Here is a 17,553-nt window from a genome sequence, read left to right as displayed (position 1 = left end):
GACGGTCAGGGCGCGGCGCCCGTCAGCGCATGCCGCCCGAGGCGACCGGTATGTGCCCGGACCGGGCCGCGCGTCGGGCGCGCCGCCTGTCCCGGCGCAGCTCCCGCGCCGTACTGCTCGGCACCGACAGCACGCCGTACCGCTGGTTCCAGGTCTGCCGGGTGATCCAGACGTCCAGCACCCCCCAGGTGGCCACCACGGTCCCGGCTATCGCGCCGAGCGCCATCGGGAAGGCCAGCCAGGACCCCGCCACGGCCAGCAGGAACGCGACCGTGGCCTGCGTCAGCACCACGGAGACGATCAACACCGCCCGCACGGCGGCCGTGCGCACCGGATCGGGCATCCTGCGCCGCCGCGCCACCTCCTCCACCCACAGGGGGCGGCCCCGGCCGACCGCCGCGCTCCCTCGCCGACCCGGCCGGTCCTCGTTCTCGTACACACCACTGCCCATGCTCCGCTACTCCCCACCAGACGGCTCCCCATGCCGCCTCGAACAGATAGACGCTCGAAGGAGGGCGGAGATTCCCGGATCGGTACGATTTCACTGGCCGCCCCGTCGCCCACCCTCCCCGGAAGAAAGAATTCCAGCCATCCCTGTGGAGACGGGAACTGACGCACCACCAGGTGTCATGTGCCACATATCGGGCCGCTCCCGACCGGAACTATCGGACAACTCGTGATCTTCGCCCGGCAGTCCGGCCGAAAACGTCCGGACACGCCTTCGAGGCCGCCCCTCGGCAGTAGTAGGCTCACGCCGTTTAATTGACGGAACACCGACCCCCGACAGCGGGGTTGAGCTGGGGGAGGCTGGGGAGGCCATGCGCTTTCGCGGGAAATCCATCCGCCGGAAGATCGTGGCGTTGCTCCTCGTGCCGCTCGTCTCCCTCACCGCCCTCTGGGGCTTCTCGACCGTCATCACCGGCCGACAGGCGGTCGAACTGCTCGACGTCGCCTACGTGATCGACAAGGTCGGCTACCCCATCGAGGACGTCGTCCGGGTCCTCCAGAAGGAACGCCGCCAGACCCTCGTGGTCCTCGGCGACCCGCGCTCGGCCGCAGCCACCGCCGAACTCGCCCAGCGCCGCGCCGCCACCGACGCCATGGTCGCGGACATCACCCGCAACGCCACCGACCCCGAGGTCGTCGAGGAGCTCAGCCCCGCCGCCGCCCAGCGGCTGCGCTCGATCCTCGACGCCTTCCGCGGCATCGGCGCCCTGCGCCACTCCGTCGACCAGACCACTCTCGACCCGGCCCAGGCGCTGGAGCTCTACAGCCGCCTCGTCGACCCCTGCTACGACTTCCTCGTCAACCTCCACGCCCTGGAGAACGTGGAGATGGACAAGGAGGGACGGGCCCTGGTCGGCATCACCCGGGCCCGCGAGACGCTCTCCCGCGAGGACGCGGTCGTCGCCGCGGCGCTGGCCGCGCGCAACGTCAGCGCCAAGGACGCCCGCGCCGTCTCCGACCTCATGGCCAACCGCACCCTGCTCTACGACGTCAACCTCGCGATCCTCCCGGCCGACGACCGCGAGCGCTTCGAGCAGTACTGGAGCGGTCCCGACAGCAAGCCCCTGCGCGACGCCGAGGAACGACTGGTCACGACGGGGGCGTCCAAGAACCCGCGGATCACCGCCGCCCAGTGGGACGAGGCCGCGGGCAAGGTCCTCGGCGACCTCGCCACCATGGGCACCGACGCCGGCAACCGCTACCAGAAGCGCGTCCAGCCCGTGGCGATGGACGTCCTGGTCAAGGCCGCCGTCGCGGGCGTGCTCGGCTTCGTCGCCCTGATCGTCTCCCTGGTGCTGTCCGTGCGCATCGGCCGCGACCTGATCCGCGACCTCTCGCGGCTGCGCAAGGAGGCCCACGAGGTCTCCGGCGTGCGGCTGCCCGGCGTGATGCGCCGCCTCGCCGCGGGCGAACACGTGGACGTGGACACCGAAGCCCCCCGCCTGGAGTACGAGAAGGACGAGGTCGGCCAGGTCGGCATGGCCCTCAACTCGCTCCAGCGCGCGGCCGTCGAGGCCGCCGTCAAACAGGCCGAGCTGCGCCGCGGGGTCTCCGAGGTGTTCGTCAACCTCGCCCGCCGCAACCAGGTCCTGCTGCACCGCCAGCTCACCCTGCTCGACACCATGGAGCGCCGCACCGAGGACTCCGAGGAGCTGGCCGACCTCTTCCGCCTCGACCACATGACCACCCGCATGCGCCGTCACGCCGAGGGCCTGGTGATCCTCTCCGGCGCCGCGCCCTCCCGCCAGTGGCGCAAGCCCGTCCAGCTGATGGACGTCGTGCGCGCCGCCGTCGCCGAGGTCGAGGACTACGAGCGGATCGAGGTCCGACGGCTCCAGCGGCTCGGCATCACCGGCCCCGCCGTCGCGGACGTCACCCACCTCATCGCCGAACTCCTGGAGAACGCCACGGTGTTCTCGCCCCCGCACACCGCGGTCCAGGTGTACGGCGAGCGCGTGGCCAACGGCTTCACCCTGGAGATCCACGACCGCGGCCTCGGCATGCACCCGGACGCCCTGCTCGACGCGAACCTCCGGCTCGCCGAGACGCCCGAGTTCGAGCTGTCCGACACCGACCGCCTCGGCCTCTTCGTCGTCAGCCGCCTCGCCCGGCGCCACGGCGTCAAGGTCTCCCTCCAGCCCAGCCCGTACGGCGGCACGACGGCTATCGTGTTCCTCCCGGTGGACCTGCTCACCGAGGCCCCCGAGACCAACGGCGGCGGCCTGCGCCTGGAGGGCGCGGACCGCGCCGCGGTCGGCCGCGCCCCCGCACCGCGCCCCCAGGGCATCGGCCCGGGCACCGGAGCCGGCCTCGGCAGCGGAAACGGTACGCCGCCCAAGCGCCCGGTGTCCGCCGCCCTCCTGGACGGCCCGGTCGAGCTGGAGGCGCCCCTCGACGTCCACGGCCTGGACGAGCTGACCGGCACCACCGGCCTCCCCGGCCTCCCCGGCATCCCGGGCAGCGGCCGCGGCCACGGCATCGGCCAGGGCCACGGCCACGCAGGCGCCAACGGCCGTGGCAAGGGGCCCGGCAAGGGCAAGGGCAGCACCGGCGCCAACGGAACCGGAGCGGCCACCGGCGGCCCCGGCGCCGCCCACCCGGCCATGGCCACCCTGGACGACGAGACCCCGCCGGGCGGCACCCCGCGCAGCACCCTGCTCGGCCTGCGCCCGACCGACCGCGACCCCGGCCGCCAGCAGGCCCCCACCGGCCCCGTCCGGCTGGAGGGCGCCGGCCACCTGGACGCCGCCCTGCGCCCCGCGTCCGGCGCCGTACCGCTCCCGCGCCGCCACCGCGCCCCCACCCTGGTCGCCGAACACGGCCGCCGGGTGGACGGCGCGCGCACGGACGGTCCCCGGGCCGCCGCGGTCCCGCCGCCCACGGCCGCCGCCGAGCCCGCACCCGCACCGGACCCCGGGCCCCGCGCGGGCGGCTCCGCGCCGACCGCCGCGCCCGCGCCGACCGGCCCCGGCGGCCTGCCCCGCCGGGTCCGCCAGGCCAGCCTCGCGCCGCAGCTGAAGAACGCCCCGGCCGCCCCGCCCGCCGACGCCACCGCCGACCCGGTCGCCGACCGCGACGCGGAGACCGTACGCATCCGCATGTCCGCACTCCAGCGCGGCTGGACCGCAGCCCGTGACGAGCACGCAGAGCAGTCCGCGAGCGAGGCGGACGGCGCTGCCGGGACCCGTACCGAGCACGAGAACGAGGGGGACGGTCGATGACCGCACCGCAGACCACAGGCAACGACTCCCGGGGCCGCGGCCCCGGCCAGCTCAACTGGCTGCTCGACGAACTGGTCGACCGGGTGGCCAGCATCCGCAAGGCGGTCGTCCTCTCCGGCGACGGCCTGCCCACCGGCACCTCCAAGGACCTGACCCGCGAGGACAGCGAGCACCTGGCCGCCGTCGCCTCCGGTTTCCACAGCCTCGCCAAGGGCGTCGGCCGGCACTTCGAGTCCGGCCAGGTGCGCCAGACCGTGGTGGAGCTGGACGAGGCGTTCCTGTTCGTGATGGCCGCGGGCGACGGCAGCTGCCTCGCCGTGCTCTCCGACGCCGATTCGGACGTCGGGCAGGTCGCGTACGAGATGACCCTGATGGTCAAGCGCGTGGGCGTCCACCTGGCGACCGCACCGCGCACCGGGCTGCCAGCCGGAGGGTGAGCCGGACGGCATGAGGGAACCAGGCCACGAACCCGACCACCGCGCGCCCGCGTTCGACGCCGAGCCCGCTCACCCCGCCCATCCCGCCCACCAGGCCGCCTGGTTCGACGCCGACGCGGGCCCCGTGGTCCGTCCGTACGCGATGACGCGCGGCCGGACGCGCCACGCGGGCCAGCACCGGCTCGACCTGATCGCCCTCGTCGTCGCCGAAGCGGCGGCCGACGATCCGGTCTGGGACATGACCTTGTCCCCCGAACACGCCCACATCCTCGGGCTCTGCAAGGAACGGCCCCAGTCGGTGGCCGAACTCGCGGCCGACCTCGACCTCGCGGTCGGCGTCGTCCGCGTCCTGATCGGCGACCTCGTCGACGACGAACTGGTCCACGTGACCCGGCCGGTACCGCCCGCGGAACTTCCGGACGAGTCCATTCTGCGTGAGGTGATAGATGGCCTTCGGGCGCTCTAGCCGCACCGGTGCCATGCACGCGGTGTCGCCGGTCGAACCGCTGACCCTGAAGATCCTGGTCGCGGGCGGCTTCGGGGTGGGCAAGACCACCCTGGTCAGCGCGGTCAGCGAGATCCGCCCGCTGCGCACCGAGGAGGTGCTCTCCGAGCCGGGCCGTAGCGTGGACGACCTCGGGGGAGTGGAGGGCAAGAGCACCACCACCGTCGCCATGGACTTCGGCCGGATCACCCTGCGCGACGACCTGGTCCTCTACCTGTTCGGCACGCCCGGCCAGGACCGCTTCTGGTTCCTGTGGGACGAGCTGGCCACGGGCGCCCTGGGCGCGGTGGTCCTCGCCGACACCCGCCGGCTCGCGGACTGCTTCGCGGCCGTCGACTACTTCGAGCGGCGCGAGCTGCCCTTCGTGGTCGCGGTCAACTGCTTCGACGGGGCCGACCGGCACCCGGTGGTCACCGTACGGGAGGCGCTCGACCTCGACCCCGAGGTGCCGGTGCTGATCTGCGACGCGCGCGACCGGGAATCGGTCAAGGACGTGCTGGTCGGGGTGGTGGAACACGCGATGTCCCTGGCCCGCGCCCGCCGCAGCCCGACCCGGACCTGACGCGGGAGCCCGGGGGAGTCCGGCCGCCGGGGCCCCGCATGGAGGCGGCCCGTACCCCCGCCGACTGGGGTACGGACCGCGGCTCTCATGGGGGGTCCGCCGGGCGGACCCGCTCGGGGCCCGCGACCGTGCAGGAAGTGTGAACCCGCCACCCTGGGGCGTCAAGCGTTCGCGCAACAGCCCCAGTTCACGGCCCGCCGCGCCGCCCGCCCCCGCCGCCTCACCGCACGGCGACCACCGCCGAGCCGTGCCCGAAGAGCCCCTGGTTGGCGGTGATCCCGGCCCGCGCCCCCGGAACCTGGCGCTCCCCGGCCGTACCGCGCAGCTGCCAGGTCAACTCGCAGACCTGGGCGATCGCCTGGGCCGGCACCGCCTCCCCGAAGGAGGCCAGCCCGCCGCTCGGATTCACCGGCACCCGCCCGCCGAGCGCGGTGGCGCCCTCCCGGACCAGCTTCGCCCCCTCGCCCTCCCCGCACAGGCCGATGTCCTCGTACCACTCCAACTCCAGCGCCGTGGACAGGTCGTAGACCTCCGCGAGCGAGAGGTCGTCGGGGCCGAGCCCCGCCTCCTCGTAGGCCGCCCGCGCGATCGAGGACCGGAACGACCCCGCGTCCGCCGCCGCGGTGGTCCCCGCCGCGGAATCGGTGGCGATGTCGGGCAGGTCGAGCACCGTGCGCGGATACGTCGGCGTCACCGTCGACACCGCCCTGATCCGCACCGGATCGCCGACCCCGCGCGCCCGCGCGAAGTCCATGCTGCTCAGCACCAGCGCCGCGCCCCCGTCGGAGGTCGCGCAGATGTCCAGCAGCCGCAGCGGATCGGCCACGACCGCGGAGGCGGCGACCTCCTCCGGGGTGACGGCCTTGCGGTAGCGGGCGTTCGGATTGAGCAGCCCGGCCGCCGCGTTCTTCACCTTGACCAGCGCGAAGTCCTCGCCGGTGTCCCCGTAGAGGGCCATCCGCCGACGCGCGTACAGGGCGAAGTACGCCGGGTTGGTCGCCCCCAGCACCCGGAAGCGCAGCCAGTCCGGATCGTCCGGCCGGTCCCCACCGGCCGGGGCGAAGAAGCCCTTGGGCGCCGCGTCCGCCCCCACCACGAGCACCACGTCGGCCAGCCCCGCCAGGATCTGCGCCCGGGCCGCCCCGATCGCCTGCGCCCCGGAAGCGCACGCCGCGTACACGCTGGTGACCCGCGCGCCCTGCCAGCCGAGCGCCCGCGCGAAGGTCGCCCCGGCCACGTACCCGGGATACCCCGAGCGCACGGTGTCGGCGCCGACGATCGATCCGACGTCGCTCCAGTCGAGACCGGCGTCGGCGAGCGCGGCGCGGGCCGCGATCCGCCCGTACTCGACGAAGCTGCGCCCCCACTTGCCCCACGGGTGCATCCCGGCCCCCAGGACCGCCACGTCACCGCCGCTCATGCCCGCACCCCTTCGTCGCCGTTCGCCGGCACCGGCCGGAAGTGCCAGGTCGTCCAGGTGGTCCCGGTGTCCGCGTCCTCGTTCAGCACCCCCGGCACCACCTCGACTGTCATGCCCACGGCCAGATCGGCCACCGTCACCCCGGGCGCGGCCTGCCCGAGCACGACCATCCGCTCGGCCTCCAGCTCCACCGCCACCAGCGTGTACGGGGTCCAGGGCCGGTCCGGGTCGGACACGTAGGGGGCGGGCGGCCGGTAGCGCCCGTCGGTGTAGGACCAGACCCGGCCGCGACGGGAGAGCGGCACCTCGGCCAGCTCGCCGCCGCCCGCGCAGCCGGGATTGCGGCAGAAGGCGTCCTCCCGGGGGAAGTAGACGGCGGAGCAGGCGGAGCACCGGGTCCCGAGCAGCCGGAAGTCCGCCCCGGCCCCCGTGCCCGCTCCCGTACCGGTGTCGGTGAACCACCCGTTCACGACGGGCGTGCGTGTCCGTTCCAAGACCCCTCCTGACAGCGACCCCTGAATCTGACTGACCGTCAGGAGTGTGTCACGAGGGGCCCGTCCGGGTCACCGGTTGTCGGCCAGCCACTTCGCGGCGGTCTCCGCCAGCTCGGCGTCCCGCCCGGCCAGCATCATCCGGATCATCTGGACGTCCCCGCGCAGCGACCACGCCGGATGCCCGAAGGTCGCCGGATTGTTCTTCTCGATCAGGAAGTGGGCGGGCCACGCGGTCCCGTACCCGATCAGCGGCAGGGCGGCCAGATAGCGCGCCCGGCCCCGCCCGAGACCGTAGACGGTCAGGGCGAGGCCGGTGAGCGTGCCGCCGAGGTGCAGCCAGCGGGTCGCGGCCCGCGCGTGCATGGCGACGTAGTAGGGCCAGAATTCCTCGTACGAAGCGAACGTCATGCGGCGACGCTACTCAGCCCACCGCCGAGCCGACAGAGACAGGGAAGTCGAAGTACGCGTCGGGGAATTCCTCCGGCCGGAAGGTGAAGTGCCACCACTCCTCGGGCAGGTTCACGAACCCCTGCTCCCCGAGCACGTGCCGGAGCAACCGCCGGTTCTCCCGCGCCGCCCCGGTCACCTGCGGGCTGTCCGTGTGCGACAGCGGATCGAAGAAGTCGAAGGGCGTACCGAAATCCACCGGAGCCCCCAGCGGCAGCCGCACCAGACCCACGTCGACCGTACTGGCCCGACTGTGCCCGGACCGCGCCGCGATGTAGCCCTCCGGGATCAGCCGGTCCTTCGCCACCCGCGGGTAGTACGCCGCCTTCGTCCGCTGGTCCGCCGCGTCCCCGGCCCACCGGACGAACCGGTCCACCGCACGCTGCGGCCGGTAGCAGTCGTACACCGTCAGCGCGTACCCGCGCACCAGCGCCGCGCGCTGCGCCCGGGCCAGCGCCTCGGCGGCGGGCCGGGCGAGCAGGCACACGGGCTCCTCGTACCCGTCGACCACCGCGCCCGTGAAGTTGTCCGCCCCCGCGTAGCGCATCTCCTGCCGGACCGTCGGATCCACGGCGGCGAGCAGGACGATCCCCTCCGGTACGGGCGGGCGCGCGGCCCCGGGAACCGGTACCGCGAGCGAGGCGAGCATGGAGGCAACGGCCAGCGTTCTCATACCCCTTCGTCTACCATCGCGGGATGCCCGCGCCGCTGATGAACTCGCACTGTTCCGCCTGCGGATCTCCGTATCCCACCACCGACTGGCCCCGGACCTGCGCCGCCTGCGGAGCCACCGCCTACCGCAACCCCACCCCCGTCGCGGTGGCCCTGCTCCCCGTCGAGGACGACGAGGGCGGCGGCCTCGTGGTCATCACCCGCACGATCGAACCGGCCCTGGGCGGCGTCGCCCTGCCCGGCGGCTTCATCGACCACGGCGAGGACTGGCGCGCCGCGGTGGTCCGCGAACTGCGCGAGGAGACCGGCATCCACGCCCCCGCCGCGGACGTGGCCCTCGCCGACGTCCACAGCTCCCCGGCGGGCCACCTGCTGATCTTCGGCCTCCTGCCCGCCCGCCCGACCGCCACCCTGCCCCCGCCCGCCCCCACGAACGAGACCACGGGCTGGCACGTCCTGCGCACCCCCACCGAACTGGCCTTCCCCCTCCACACCCAAGCAGCCACCACCTGGTTCACCACCCGTCGCACCTGACCCCCAGCGGCGCAGATCCAGCCCGGCCGGGGACGAAACCCAGCCCCCGAGGCAAACCCAGCCCCGCCGAGGACAAATCCAGCCCCGCCCAAGACAATCCCCCCACCGGCGCAGATCCAGCCCCGCCGGCGTTTGAGGCGCGGGGTCCGGGGCGGAGCCCCGATCGTGAACCCGCACCCGCCCCGCACCCCCGCACCCCGCCCCCACACCCCCCCTCAGAGCCCCCGCACACTCACCCCCGCGACACGCTCGCCCGCCTCCGTCTCCACCACCACCTCCCCCCCGGCCCACCGCGAGGTGTACCGCTCCAAGGGCGCCGCCCCGAAGCCCGGCCCCGGATCCCGGACCACCAGCCCGCCGCCCGTGCGCCCGCGCGCCGGCGCCCACACCTCCAGCCCGACCCCACCCCCGGCACCCTCCGCCACCCGCACCGGAAGCACCGACCCCGCCCGCGCCAGTACCGGGATCCGCCCCAGCGGCGCGTCCAACAGGACCTGGCCCGGACCCTCGTACGCCACCCCCGTCACCGTGTCGTACCAGCGCCCCCGCGGCAGCCGGACCGCCCGCCGGTCCGCCCCGCACTCCAGCACCGGCGCCACCAGCAGCGCGTCCCCCAGCAGGAAGGCGTCCTCGCAGTCCCGCAGCCCCCGCTCCTCCGGCGTCCCCCACCACACCGGCCGCACGTACGGCGCCCCCGTCCGCCGCGCCAGGTGCGCCAGGGTGACGAAGTACGGCCGCAGCCGCTCCCGCTCGGCCAGCACCGCCCGGGCGTGCTCCTCCACCTCGGCCCCGAACTCCCACGGCTCCCGCCGCCCCGCCCAGATCGCCGCGTGCGTGCGGAACAGCGGCAGGTACGCGCCGAGCTGCAACCACCGCAGGTACAGCTCCGGCGACGGCGAACCCCCGAACCCCCCGACGTCCGGCCCCGAGTACGGCACCCCGCACAGCCCCAGCCCCAGCACCAGCGCCAACGAGGCCCGCAGCCCCGGCCAGCTCGTCTCCACGTCACCGGACCACGTGCCGCCGTACCGCTGCATCCCGGCCCACCCCGACCGGGAGAACAGGAAGGGCCGTTCCCGCGGCCGCAGCCGCACCAACCCCTCGTACCCGGCCCGCGCCATCCCGAGCGCGTACACGTTGTGCGCGGCCCGGTGGTCCCCGCCGGCCCCCTCCAGCGCGTGCCGAGCGGACCGCGGCAGCGTCGCGTCCCCGAAGGGGGCGAAGGACACCGGCTCGTTCATGTCGTGCCAGACACCCGCGAAGCCGTTCGCGAGCCGCTCCTCGTACAGCCCGCCCCACCACAGCCGCACCGCCGGATCGGTGAAGTCCGGATACGCGCAGCTCCCCGGCCACACCTCGCCGCGCACCTCCCGCCCGCCCGCGTCCCGTACGAACGCCCCCGCGTCCCCCACCGCGCCGCCGGCCTCGTACACCCCCTCGCCCGGGGCCGCCCGCACCGCCGGGTCCACGATCGACACCAGCCGCACCCCGCCCCCCGGCAGCTCCCGCAACTCCCGCGCCAGGCCCGGCAGATCGGGGAACCGCCGCCGGTCCACGGTGAACACCCGGTGCCCGTCGTAGTGGTCGATGTCCAGGTGTACGGCCGCCAGCGCGATCCCCCGCGACACGTACCCGTGCACCACGCGGCGCACCTCCGCCGCGCTCCCGAACCCCCACCGCGCGTGCTGGTAGCCCAGCGCCCACTCCGGCGGTACCGCGGCGGCCCCCGTCAGCCCCGACCACCCCTGCAACACCCGGGCCGGTGTCCCCACCAGCACCCAGCAACGCAACGGCCCGCCGTCCATGCGCAGTTCGCTCACCCCCGGCCGGTCCGGACCCGACCCGGCGCCCTCCTCGCCCTCGCGCAGCGACACCCGCCCGTCCCAGCTGTCGTCGTAGAACACCAGGTGCGTCCCCGCGTCGGCGACGACCAGCTGCACCGGCATCGTGATGTACAGCGGATCGTCACCCGGCCCGAAACCGCCCCGCGGATCGGTGTTCCAGAGCCGGTAGACCCCGTCCCGCAGCCGGGGCCCCGAGGCCCGGCCGCCCAACCCGAAGAACCGCGCGTCGGCCGGCACCTCGGACCGCACCAGCCACCGCGCCCCCGCGCCGCCAGCCGAGCCGCCGCCCGCCCCCGCGTCGGCCCCGGGCACCGGTCGGACCGGCTCCCACCAGCGCGGCGGCCGCTCCCGCCGGAGCACCGCACCGCCCGGCGTGCGCACCTCGACCTGCCCGTTGCGGGACACCGCCACCGTCACCCGCTCCGACACGACCCGCCAGCCACCCCCGGTGTCCGGCTCCAGCACCGCCCGCGGATCCGGCTCCGGCCCGCCGCCCAACACCGCGCACGAGGGCGACGGTCCCGCCCCGTCCCAGCCCCAGAACACCGCACCCCCCTGCGTCACCCGGACCAGCAGCTCCGAGCGCGCGAACCGCAGCACCCCGCCGCCCGGCCGGGGCTCCGCAGCGATCAACGACCCCGGCACCCGCGCCCGCTCCGCGCCCCGGCGCGGGAGCCCCACCGCGTCCGCGCGCCGGTGGCGCCAGGCCGAGCGCCAGGCGCGCCGCCCGCGCGCCGTACCGATGTCCTTGACCGCACGCACCAGATCACGACCGTTCATGCCGCGCACTCTGCCACCGGCCCCGGGCCGAGCGGGCTGCGTTCAGCTGCCGTTCACCCTCGAACCGATCACACGCCGTGGCCGCCGACGGCTCTGGTGCGGATGTCGATCACGTGGCATGGTCCCTGTGAGCCGCCGCGCGCACACCCCCGCGCGATGGCACCGTACGCACACGGGCGCAACCACACGCGCCACCCACGCACGAGCCCGAGCACACGCACACGAAGCGCGCGCCGCAGACCGACCGGGAGCCGACCCATGACTTCAGCCACTTCGCCGGAACCCCTGTGGGCCCCGGGCCCCGACCGGATCGCGGCGGCCCGGATCACGGCCTTCCAGGCCTGGGCCGCCGAACACCACGGCGCCCCCGCGACCGGCGGGTACCCGGCCCTGCACAGCTGGTCCGTGGACGAACTGGACACCTTCTGGCAGGCCGTCGCCGAGTGGTTCGACGTCCGCTTCACCAGCCCCTACACGTCCGTCCTCGCCGACCGGACCATGCCCGGCGCGCGCTGGTTCACCGGCGCCACCCTCAACTACGCCGAGCACGCCCTGCGCGCGGGGGAGGACCCGGCGCGCGCCGGCGAGGCCGCCCTGCTGCACGTCGACGAGACCCACGAGCCGGTCCCCGTCACCTGGGCCGAGCTGCGCCGCCAGGTCGGCGCGCTCGCCGCCGAACTGCGCACCCTCGGCGTGCGCCCCGGCGACCGGATCAGCGGCTACCTCCCCAACATCCCCGAAGCCGTCGTGGCCCTCCTCGCCACGGCCGCCGTCGGCGGCGTCTGGACCTCCTGCGCGCCCGACTTCGGCGCCCGCAGCGTCCTCGACCGCTTCCAGCAGGTCGAACCCGTCGTCCTGTTCACCGTCGACGGCTACCGCTACGGCGGCAAGGAGCACGACCGGCGCGAGACCGTCGCCGAGCTCCGGGCCGACCTGCCCTCGCTGCGCGCCGTCGTCCACATCCCGCTGCTCGGCGCGCCCGCGCCCGAGGGCACCCTCGAATGGTCCGCCCTCACCGCGGGGGACACGGAGCCCGTCTTCGAAGCGGTCCCCTTCGACCACCCCCTGTGGGTCCTCTACTCCTCCGGCACGACCGGCCTCCCCAAGGCGATCGTCCAGTCGCAGGGCGGCATCCTCCTCGAACACCTCAAGCAGCTCGGCCTGCACTGCGACCTCGGTCCGCAGGACCGGTTCTTCTGGTACACCTCCACCGGCTGGATGATGTGGAACTTCCTCGTCTCCGGCCTGCTCACCGGCACCACCGTCGTCCTGTACGACGGCAGCCCCGGCTACCCGGACACCGGAGCCCAGTGGCGGATCGCGGAGCGCACGAAGGCCACCCTGTACGGGACCTCCGCCGCCTACGTGATGGCCTGCCGCAAGGCCGAGGTGCACCCGTCCCGCGACTTCGACCTCTCCGCGGTGAAGTGCGTGGCCACCACCGGTTCCCCGCTCCCGCCCGACGGCTTCCGCTGGCTCCACGACGAGGTGGCCGAGGACCTCTGGATCGCCTCGGTCAGCGGCGGCACCGACGTGTGCAGCTGCTTCGCCGGGGCCGTCCCCACCCTCCCCGTGCACATCGGCGAACTCCAGGCCGCCTGCCTGGGCACCGACCTCCAGGCCTGGGACCCGGCGGGCAAGCCCGTCACCGGCGAGGTCGGCGAGCTGATCGTCACCAACCCGATGCCGTCCATGCCGATCCGCTTCTGGAACGACCCCGACGGCAGCCGCTACCGCGACAGCTACTTCGACATGTTCCCGGGCGTCTGGCGGCACGGTGACTGGATCACGATCACCGACCACGGCTCCGTCGTCATCCACGGCCGCTCCGACTCCACGCTCAACCGCCAGGGCGTGCGGATGGGTTCCGCCGACATCTACGAGGCCGTCGAGCGCCTGCCGGAGATCAAGGAATCCCTGGTCATCGGCCTGGAGGAGGCGGACGGCGGGTACTGGATGCCGCTCTTCGTCCACCTCGTACCGGGCGCCTCCCTCGACGAGGACCTGCGGGCCAGGATCAAGGCGACGATCCGCGAGGAGCTCTCCCCGCGCCACGTCCCCGACGAGATCATCGAAGTCCCGGGCGTCCCGCACACCCTGACGGGCAAGCGCATCGAGGTCCCCGTCAAGCGCCTCCTGCAGGGCGCGCCCCTGGCCAAGGCCGTGAACCCGGGATCGGTGGACAACCTGGACCTCCTGCACTTCTACGAGGAGCTGGCCCGCAGCCGCCGCCAGGGGTGACTGTCAGTGCCCGTGGCTACGCTGAGTGAGCATCGATCGGTGCCACTCAGGGGGAGCCATGGCAGACACGAAGAACACCCGGACCACCCGGACCACCCGCACGGCCCGCAGTACCGGCGCGCACAGGCGCGCCCGCCGCGCCCTGCGCCGCGAGATCCCCGGTACGGTCGGCGTCATCGCCGACCCCGGGGACTTCGCGGCCATGCGCGGCTACCGCAGCTTCGCCTTCGACGACCACGAGGACTACCTCACCCAGGTCGACGCACTGCTGCGCTCCCTCGCCCGCCGGGGCGCCCACACCACCGTCGTCCTCTTCGACCCGCGGGAATACGCCGACCACTGCGCCGACCGGGGCACCGACCCCGACACCGCCGCGTCCCGCACCCGCTTCACCGCCGACCTCGCCCGCTCCGCCGCCGGACTGCCCTACGGGGACGCCCCGCTGCGCACCCTCCTGCCGCGGCTCGTGGACGAGGCCGTCCGCCAGGCCACCTGGGAGTACGCCACCGTGCTGCTCTCGGGCGTCGGCAGCTGCGCCGACTGCGGGCAGGACGTCGGCCAGGCCTGCTTCGACCGGGCGGACCTGATCCTCGGGCGACTGCTGGAACGGGCCGGACCCGGCCGGCACCACCTGGTGTGCAGCGTCCCCACCGAGGCGGAACAGCTCGTCGCCGTGCTGCACGCCGAAACGGCCGACGACACCACGACGCCACCCCGCGTCGACGGCCGGGAGCGCCTCGACTTCGTGACCGTCCTGGCCACCGGCCTCGCCCTCGGCGGATCCGGGGGCCTGGTCCTGCGCACGACCGGCGCGGCGCCCCGTGACCAGGTCCACGGCTGGCGCCTGGACCGCGGCCGCCTGGTCACCCTCTCCGCCGCCGCGGTGTTCAACGCCTACTGCACCGACGCCGACACCGGCGAGCCCGTACCCCCGGAACCGGGCGTCGAGTACGGCCCGGGCTACGAGGTGGACGAACCGGGACCGCCCCACTGAGCCGATCGGGTCGGGGGAACGACCGAGGGGCCCCCGCCGATGGCGAAGGCCCCTCGTACCGACCACACACCCCTGACGGGGCACCGGCTACTCGCCGGACAGCACCGCCTGGGCGGCCACGCGGGCCTCCTCGGCACTGTCCGCGGCGCGCGCGGCAGCGGCGGCGCGCTCGCACTGGGCGAGCGTGTACTTCGCGAGCGTCGAGCGCACGTAGGGGATCGACGCGGCACCCATCGACAGGGAGGTGACGCCCAGACCCGTCAGCACACAGGCCAACAGCGGGTCGGAGGCGGCCTCGCCACAGACGCCGCAGCTCTTGCCCTCGGCCCTGGCGGCATCGGCCGACATGGCGATCAGGTCGAGCAGCGCGGGCTGCCACGGGTCCTGGAGGCGGGAGACGGCACCGACCTGACGGTCGGCCGCGAAGGCGTACTGCGCCAGGTCGTTCGTACCCAGCGACAGGAACTCGACCTCCTGGAGGATCGAGCGCGCCCGCAGCGCGGCGGAGGGGATCTCCACCATCGCGCCGAACTTCGCCTGCAGACCGGCCTCGCGGCACGCGTCCGCGAACGCCTTGGCGTCGGCGCGGTCGGCCACCATCGGGGCCATGACCTCGAGGTAGACCGGCAGCCCCTCGGCCGCCTTGGCCAGCGCGGTGAGCTGCGTGCGCAGCACCTCCGGGTGGTCCAGCAGCGACCGCAGCCCGCGCACGCCCAGTGCCGGGTTCGGCTCGTCCGCCGGGGTCAGGAAGTCGAGCGGTTTGTCGGCGCCCGCGTCCAGGACGCGCACGACGACCCGGCCCTCGGGGAAGGCCTCCAGGACGGCGCGGTACGCCTCGATCTGCTTCTCTTCGGTCGGCGCCTTCTTGCTGTCGTCCAGGAAGAGGAACTCGGTGCGGAACAGGCCCACACCCTCGGCGCCCGCCTCGACGGCCGCCGGCACGTCCGCCGGACCACCGACGTTGGCCAGCAGCGGCACCTTGTGGCCGTCCGACGTGGCGCCCGGACCGGACGACGCGGACAGCGCGGCCTTGCGCTCGGCGGCCGCGGCCTCCAGCTCGGCCCGCTTCTCGGCGGTCGGGTCCACGAACAGGTCACCGGTGCTGCCGTCCACGGCGATCACGGTGCCCTCGGGGATCTCACCGGCGCCCGGCAGGGCGACGATCGCCGGCACGCCCAGCGCCCGCGCGAGGATCGCGCTGTGGCTGGTCGGGCCGCCCTCTTCGGTCACGAAACCGAGCACGAGCGCCGGGTCGAGCAGCGCGGTGTCGGCGGGAGCGAGGTCCCGCGCGATCAGCACGTACGGCTCGTCGCTGTCCGGCACGCCCGGCATCGGTACGCCCAGCAGGCGGGCCACGATCCGGTTGCGCACGTCGTCCAGGTCGGCCACGCGGCCGGCCATGTACTCGCCGGCACCCGCGAGCAGCTCGCGGTAGGCGGCGAACGCGTCGTACACACCGCGCTCGGCGGTGCTCCCGACGGCGATCCGACGGTCGACGTCGGCCATCAGCTCAGGGTCCTGAGCGATCATGGCCTGAGCTTCGAGCACGTGCTGGGCCTCGCCACCGGCCAGCTGGCCGCGCGCGATCAGGTCGGCCGCCACGGCATCCACGGCCTGGCGGGCGCGCCCCTGTTCGCGCTCCGCCTCCTCCGCGGCGATCTGCTTGGCCGGCGGTTCGAGAACCGCCGTGCCCATGTGCCGAACCTCGCCGATCGCCACACCGTGGCTCACGCCGACGCCTCGCAGCGTTGTCTCCATTTCACCCGTCTCCGATTGAGCGGCGGGACCACCCGCCGCGTTGGATGTCCGATTCGCCCGAGCAGGCGGATACGTCACTGCCAGCCGAAGAGCACGTCTCCGGCCTTCATGTCTCCGGCCTCGACGACGTCGGTGAGGGAGTCGGGAGTCGCTTCCAGCGCCACGATCGGGCAGATGGGGGACTTGCCGGCGGCCTCGACCGCGGCGGGGTTCCAACGGATGACGGTCTGGCCGCGCGTCACGGTGTCGCCCTTGTTGACGAGCAGCTCGAAGCCCTCGCCGTTGAGCTGAACGGTGTCGATCCCGAGGTGCGTGAGCACACCGTGGCCTTCGGCGTCTACGACGACGTAGGCGTGCGGGTGCAGGGAGACGACCACACCGTCGACGGGGGACACCGCCTCCGAGGGCTCACGCACGGGGTCGATAGCGGTGCCCGGTCCCACCATTGCGCCGGAGAACACCGGATCGGGCACTGCCGCGAGTCCGATGGCGCGCCCGGCAAGTGGGGACGTCACGCTGGTCATGGGGGGCCTCCCAGGGGTGGGGCTTCTTCGTGTCGCCGTCACAACCTGTCCTGGACGGCGTACTTTGAGAAGGGTAAGTCATGAGACGTCCCGGTTCCGCACGAAGTGCACCTCCTTATGGAGGTCCTACGCGCTCCCGCGACGCCCTAGTGGACTAGACCATACGCCTGAATCGATTTGCTTGGGCATCGGCGGGCCTGTACTGTCGTGACTCCCGCCAGAACGCGTCGTGTGAACACTGCACGAACTGCTCATGGACGGGAACCCTCCTCTTCAACCGCTGATCTTCAGCCCCCCTTACTTTGCGCATGCCTGTTCGGCAGCCGGAGCGAGTGGTCGGGAAGACGAAAAAGCGCTGGTAGAGTTGGAATCGCCGGAAAGGGAAACGCGAAAGCGAAGACCTGGAAAGCGAAAAGCAAGATCCCGTTTCGACCGGGAATCGGACACGAAAGAGTCTGATAGAGTCGGAAAAGAAGAACGAAGCCCGGAGGAAAGCCCCAGTAGTGATACTGCGGGTCAGTACAAAGGAAGCGTCCGTTCCTTGAGAACTCAACAGCGTGCCAAAAATCAACGCCAGAAGTTGATACCCCGTCCACTTCGGTGGATGAGGTTC

General features: G+C 73.7%; 15 protein-coding genes. 7 read left to right on the top strand and 8 right to left on the bottom strand.

All coding sequences use genetic code 11. The features are described 5' to 3' along the window. Positions 1 to 22: 22 nt before the first annotated feature. The gene (locus ACFWAR_RS34690) at positions 23 to 451 is read right to left on the bottom strand and encodes a hypothetical protein (protein WP_385786164.1); all 429 of its coding nucleotides are present in this window, start codon (positions 449 to 451) and stop codon (positions 23 to 25) included. A 403-nt stretch (positions 452 to 854) separates the two neighbouring features. On the opposite strand from ACFWAR_RS34690, the gene ACFWAR_RS34685 reads away from it, so the two are divergent. The 4 genes from ACFWAR_RS34685 to ACFWAR_RS34670 are packed head-to-tail and all read left to right on the top strand — an operon-like array spanning position 855 to position 5,232. Beyond that, on the top strand, positions 855 to 3,728 hold the full coding sequence (locus ACFWAR_RS34685; RefSeq protein WP_385786161.1) for a nitrate- and nitrite sensing domain-containing protein: 2,874 nt from the start codon (positions 855 to 857) through the stop codon (positions 3,726 to 3,728). Continuing rightward, positions 3,725 to 4,165 (top strand): roadblock/LC7 domain-containing protein, encoded by a 441-nt coding sequence (locus ACFWAR_RS34680; protein ID WP_354381594.1) that lies wholly within the window; start codon positions 3,725 to 3,727, stop codon positions 4,163 to 4,165. The genes ACFWAR_RS34685 and ACFWAR_RS34680 overlap by 4 nt, the downstream gene beginning before the upstream one ends. A 10-nt stretch (positions 4,166 to 4,175) precedes the next feature. Beyond that, a complete protein-coding gene (locus tag ACFWAR_RS34675; RefSeq protein ID WP_385786158.1) occupies positions 4,176 to 4,631 on the top strand; it encodes a DUF742 domain-containing protein in 456 nt (151 codons plus the stop codon). Next, positions 4,612 to 5,232, top strand: coding sequence for an ATP/GTP-binding protein (locus tag ACFWAR_RS34670; protein WP_385786155.1), 621 nt, complete (start codon positions 4,612 to 4,614; stop codon positions 5,230 to 5,232). Before ACFWAR_RS34675 ends, ACFWAR_RS34670 begins: the two co-directional genes overlap by 20 nt. Positions 5,233 to 5,452: 220 nt before the next feature. Here the strand turns inward: ACFWAR_RS34670 and ACFWAR_RS34665 are convergent, their stop codons facing one another. The 4 genes from ACFWAR_RS34665 to ACFWAR_RS34650 form a co-directional block, all read right to left on the bottom strand. Then, on the bottom strand, positions 5,453 to 6,652 hold the full coding sequence (locus ACFWAR_RS34665) for a lipid-transfer protein (protein ID WP_385786152.1): 1,200 nt from the start codon (positions 6,650 to 6,652) through the stop codon (positions 5,453 to 5,455). Next, a complete protein-coding gene (locus ACFWAR_RS34660) occupies positions 6,649 to 7,146 on the bottom strand; it encodes a Zn-ribbon domain-containing OB-fold protein (protein ID WP_385786149.1) in 498 nt (165 codons plus the stop codon). The genes ACFWAR_RS34665 and ACFWAR_RS34660 overlap by 4 nt, the downstream gene beginning before the upstream one ends. Before the next feature lie 69 nt (positions 7,147 to 7,215). Then, positions 7,216 to 7,554 carry an Mpo1-like protein gene (locus ACFWAR_RS34655; protein WP_385786147.1) on the bottom strand — a complete coding sequence of 113 codons (339 nt, stop codon included), beginning with the start codon at positions 7,552 to 7,554 and terminating at the stop codon, positions 7,216 to 7,218. Positions 7,555 to 7,567: 13 nt separating this feature from the next. Next, entirely contained in the window at positions 7,568 to 8,266 is a 699-nt protein-coding gene (locus tag ACFWAR_RS34650; protein ID WP_385786144.1) for a M15 family metallopeptidase, read from the bottom strand. 23 nt (positions 8,267 to 8,289) lie between these two features. On the opposite strand from ACFWAR_RS34650, the gene ACFWAR_RS34645 reads away from it, so the two are divergent. Next, positions 8,290 to 8,799: an NUDIX domain-containing protein gene (locus ACFWAR_RS34645; RefSeq protein WP_385786141.1), complete on the top strand. Its 510-nt coding sequence runs from the start codon at positions 8,290 to 8,292 to the stop codon at positions 8,797 to 8,799. 215 nt (positions 8,800 to 9,014) lie between these two features. Here ACFWAR_RS34645 and ACFWAR_RS34640 read toward each other — a convergent pair whose 3' ends face one another. Then, positions 9,015 to 11,423 (bottom strand): TIM-barrel domain-containing protein, encoded by a 2,409-nt coding sequence (locus ACFWAR_RS34640; protein ID WP_385786138.1) that lies wholly within the window; start codon positions 11,421 to 11,423, stop codon positions 9,015 to 9,017. A gap of 258 nt (positions 11,424 to 11,681) precedes the next feature. Between ACFWAR_RS34640 and ACFWAR_RS34635 the strand changes: the two genes are divergently transcribed. Beyond that, entirely contained in the window at positions 11,682 to 13,664 is a 1,983-nt protein-coding gene (locus ACFWAR_RS34635; protein ID WP_385786136.1) for an acetoacetate--CoA ligase, read from the top strand. Between the two features lie 58 nt (positions 13,665 to 13,722). After that, positions 13,723 to 14,658 (top strand): hypothetical protein, encoded by a 936-nt coding sequence (locus ACFWAR_RS34630; protein ID WP_385786133.1) that lies wholly within the window; start codon positions 13,723 to 13,725, stop codon positions 14,656 to 14,658. Between the two features lie 87 nt (positions 14,659 to 14,745). On the opposite strand, the gene ptsP is transcribed toward ACFWAR_RS34630, so the two are convergent. Both ptsP and ACFWAR_RS34620 read right to left on the bottom strand, forming a co-directional pair. After that, positions 14,746 to 16,416: a phosphoenolpyruvate--protein phosphotransferase gene (gene ptsP / locus ACFWAR_RS34625; RefSeq protein ID WP_385786131.1), complete on the bottom strand. Its 1,671-nt coding sequence runs from the start codon at positions 16,414 to 16,416 to the stop codon at positions 14,746 to 14,748. A gap of 74 nt (positions 16,417 to 16,490) precedes the next feature. After that, positions 16,491 to 16,940 (bottom strand): PTS glucose transporter subunit IIA, encoded by a 450-nt coding sequence (locus tag ACFWAR_RS34620; RefSeq protein ID WP_385786129.1) that lies wholly within the window; start codon positions 16,938 to 16,940, stop codon positions 16,491 to 16,493. Between the last annotated feature and the right edge of the window lie 613 nt (positions 16,941 to 17,553).

This window comes from Streptomyces sp. NPDC059917, from assembly GCF_042730635.1.
Lineage (GTDB): Bacteria > Actinomycetota > Actinomycetes > Streptomycetales > Streptomycetaceae > Streptomyces.
Note: the sequence above shows the minus strand (reverse complement) of the source record. Positions and strands in the feature narration are given on the sequence as shown.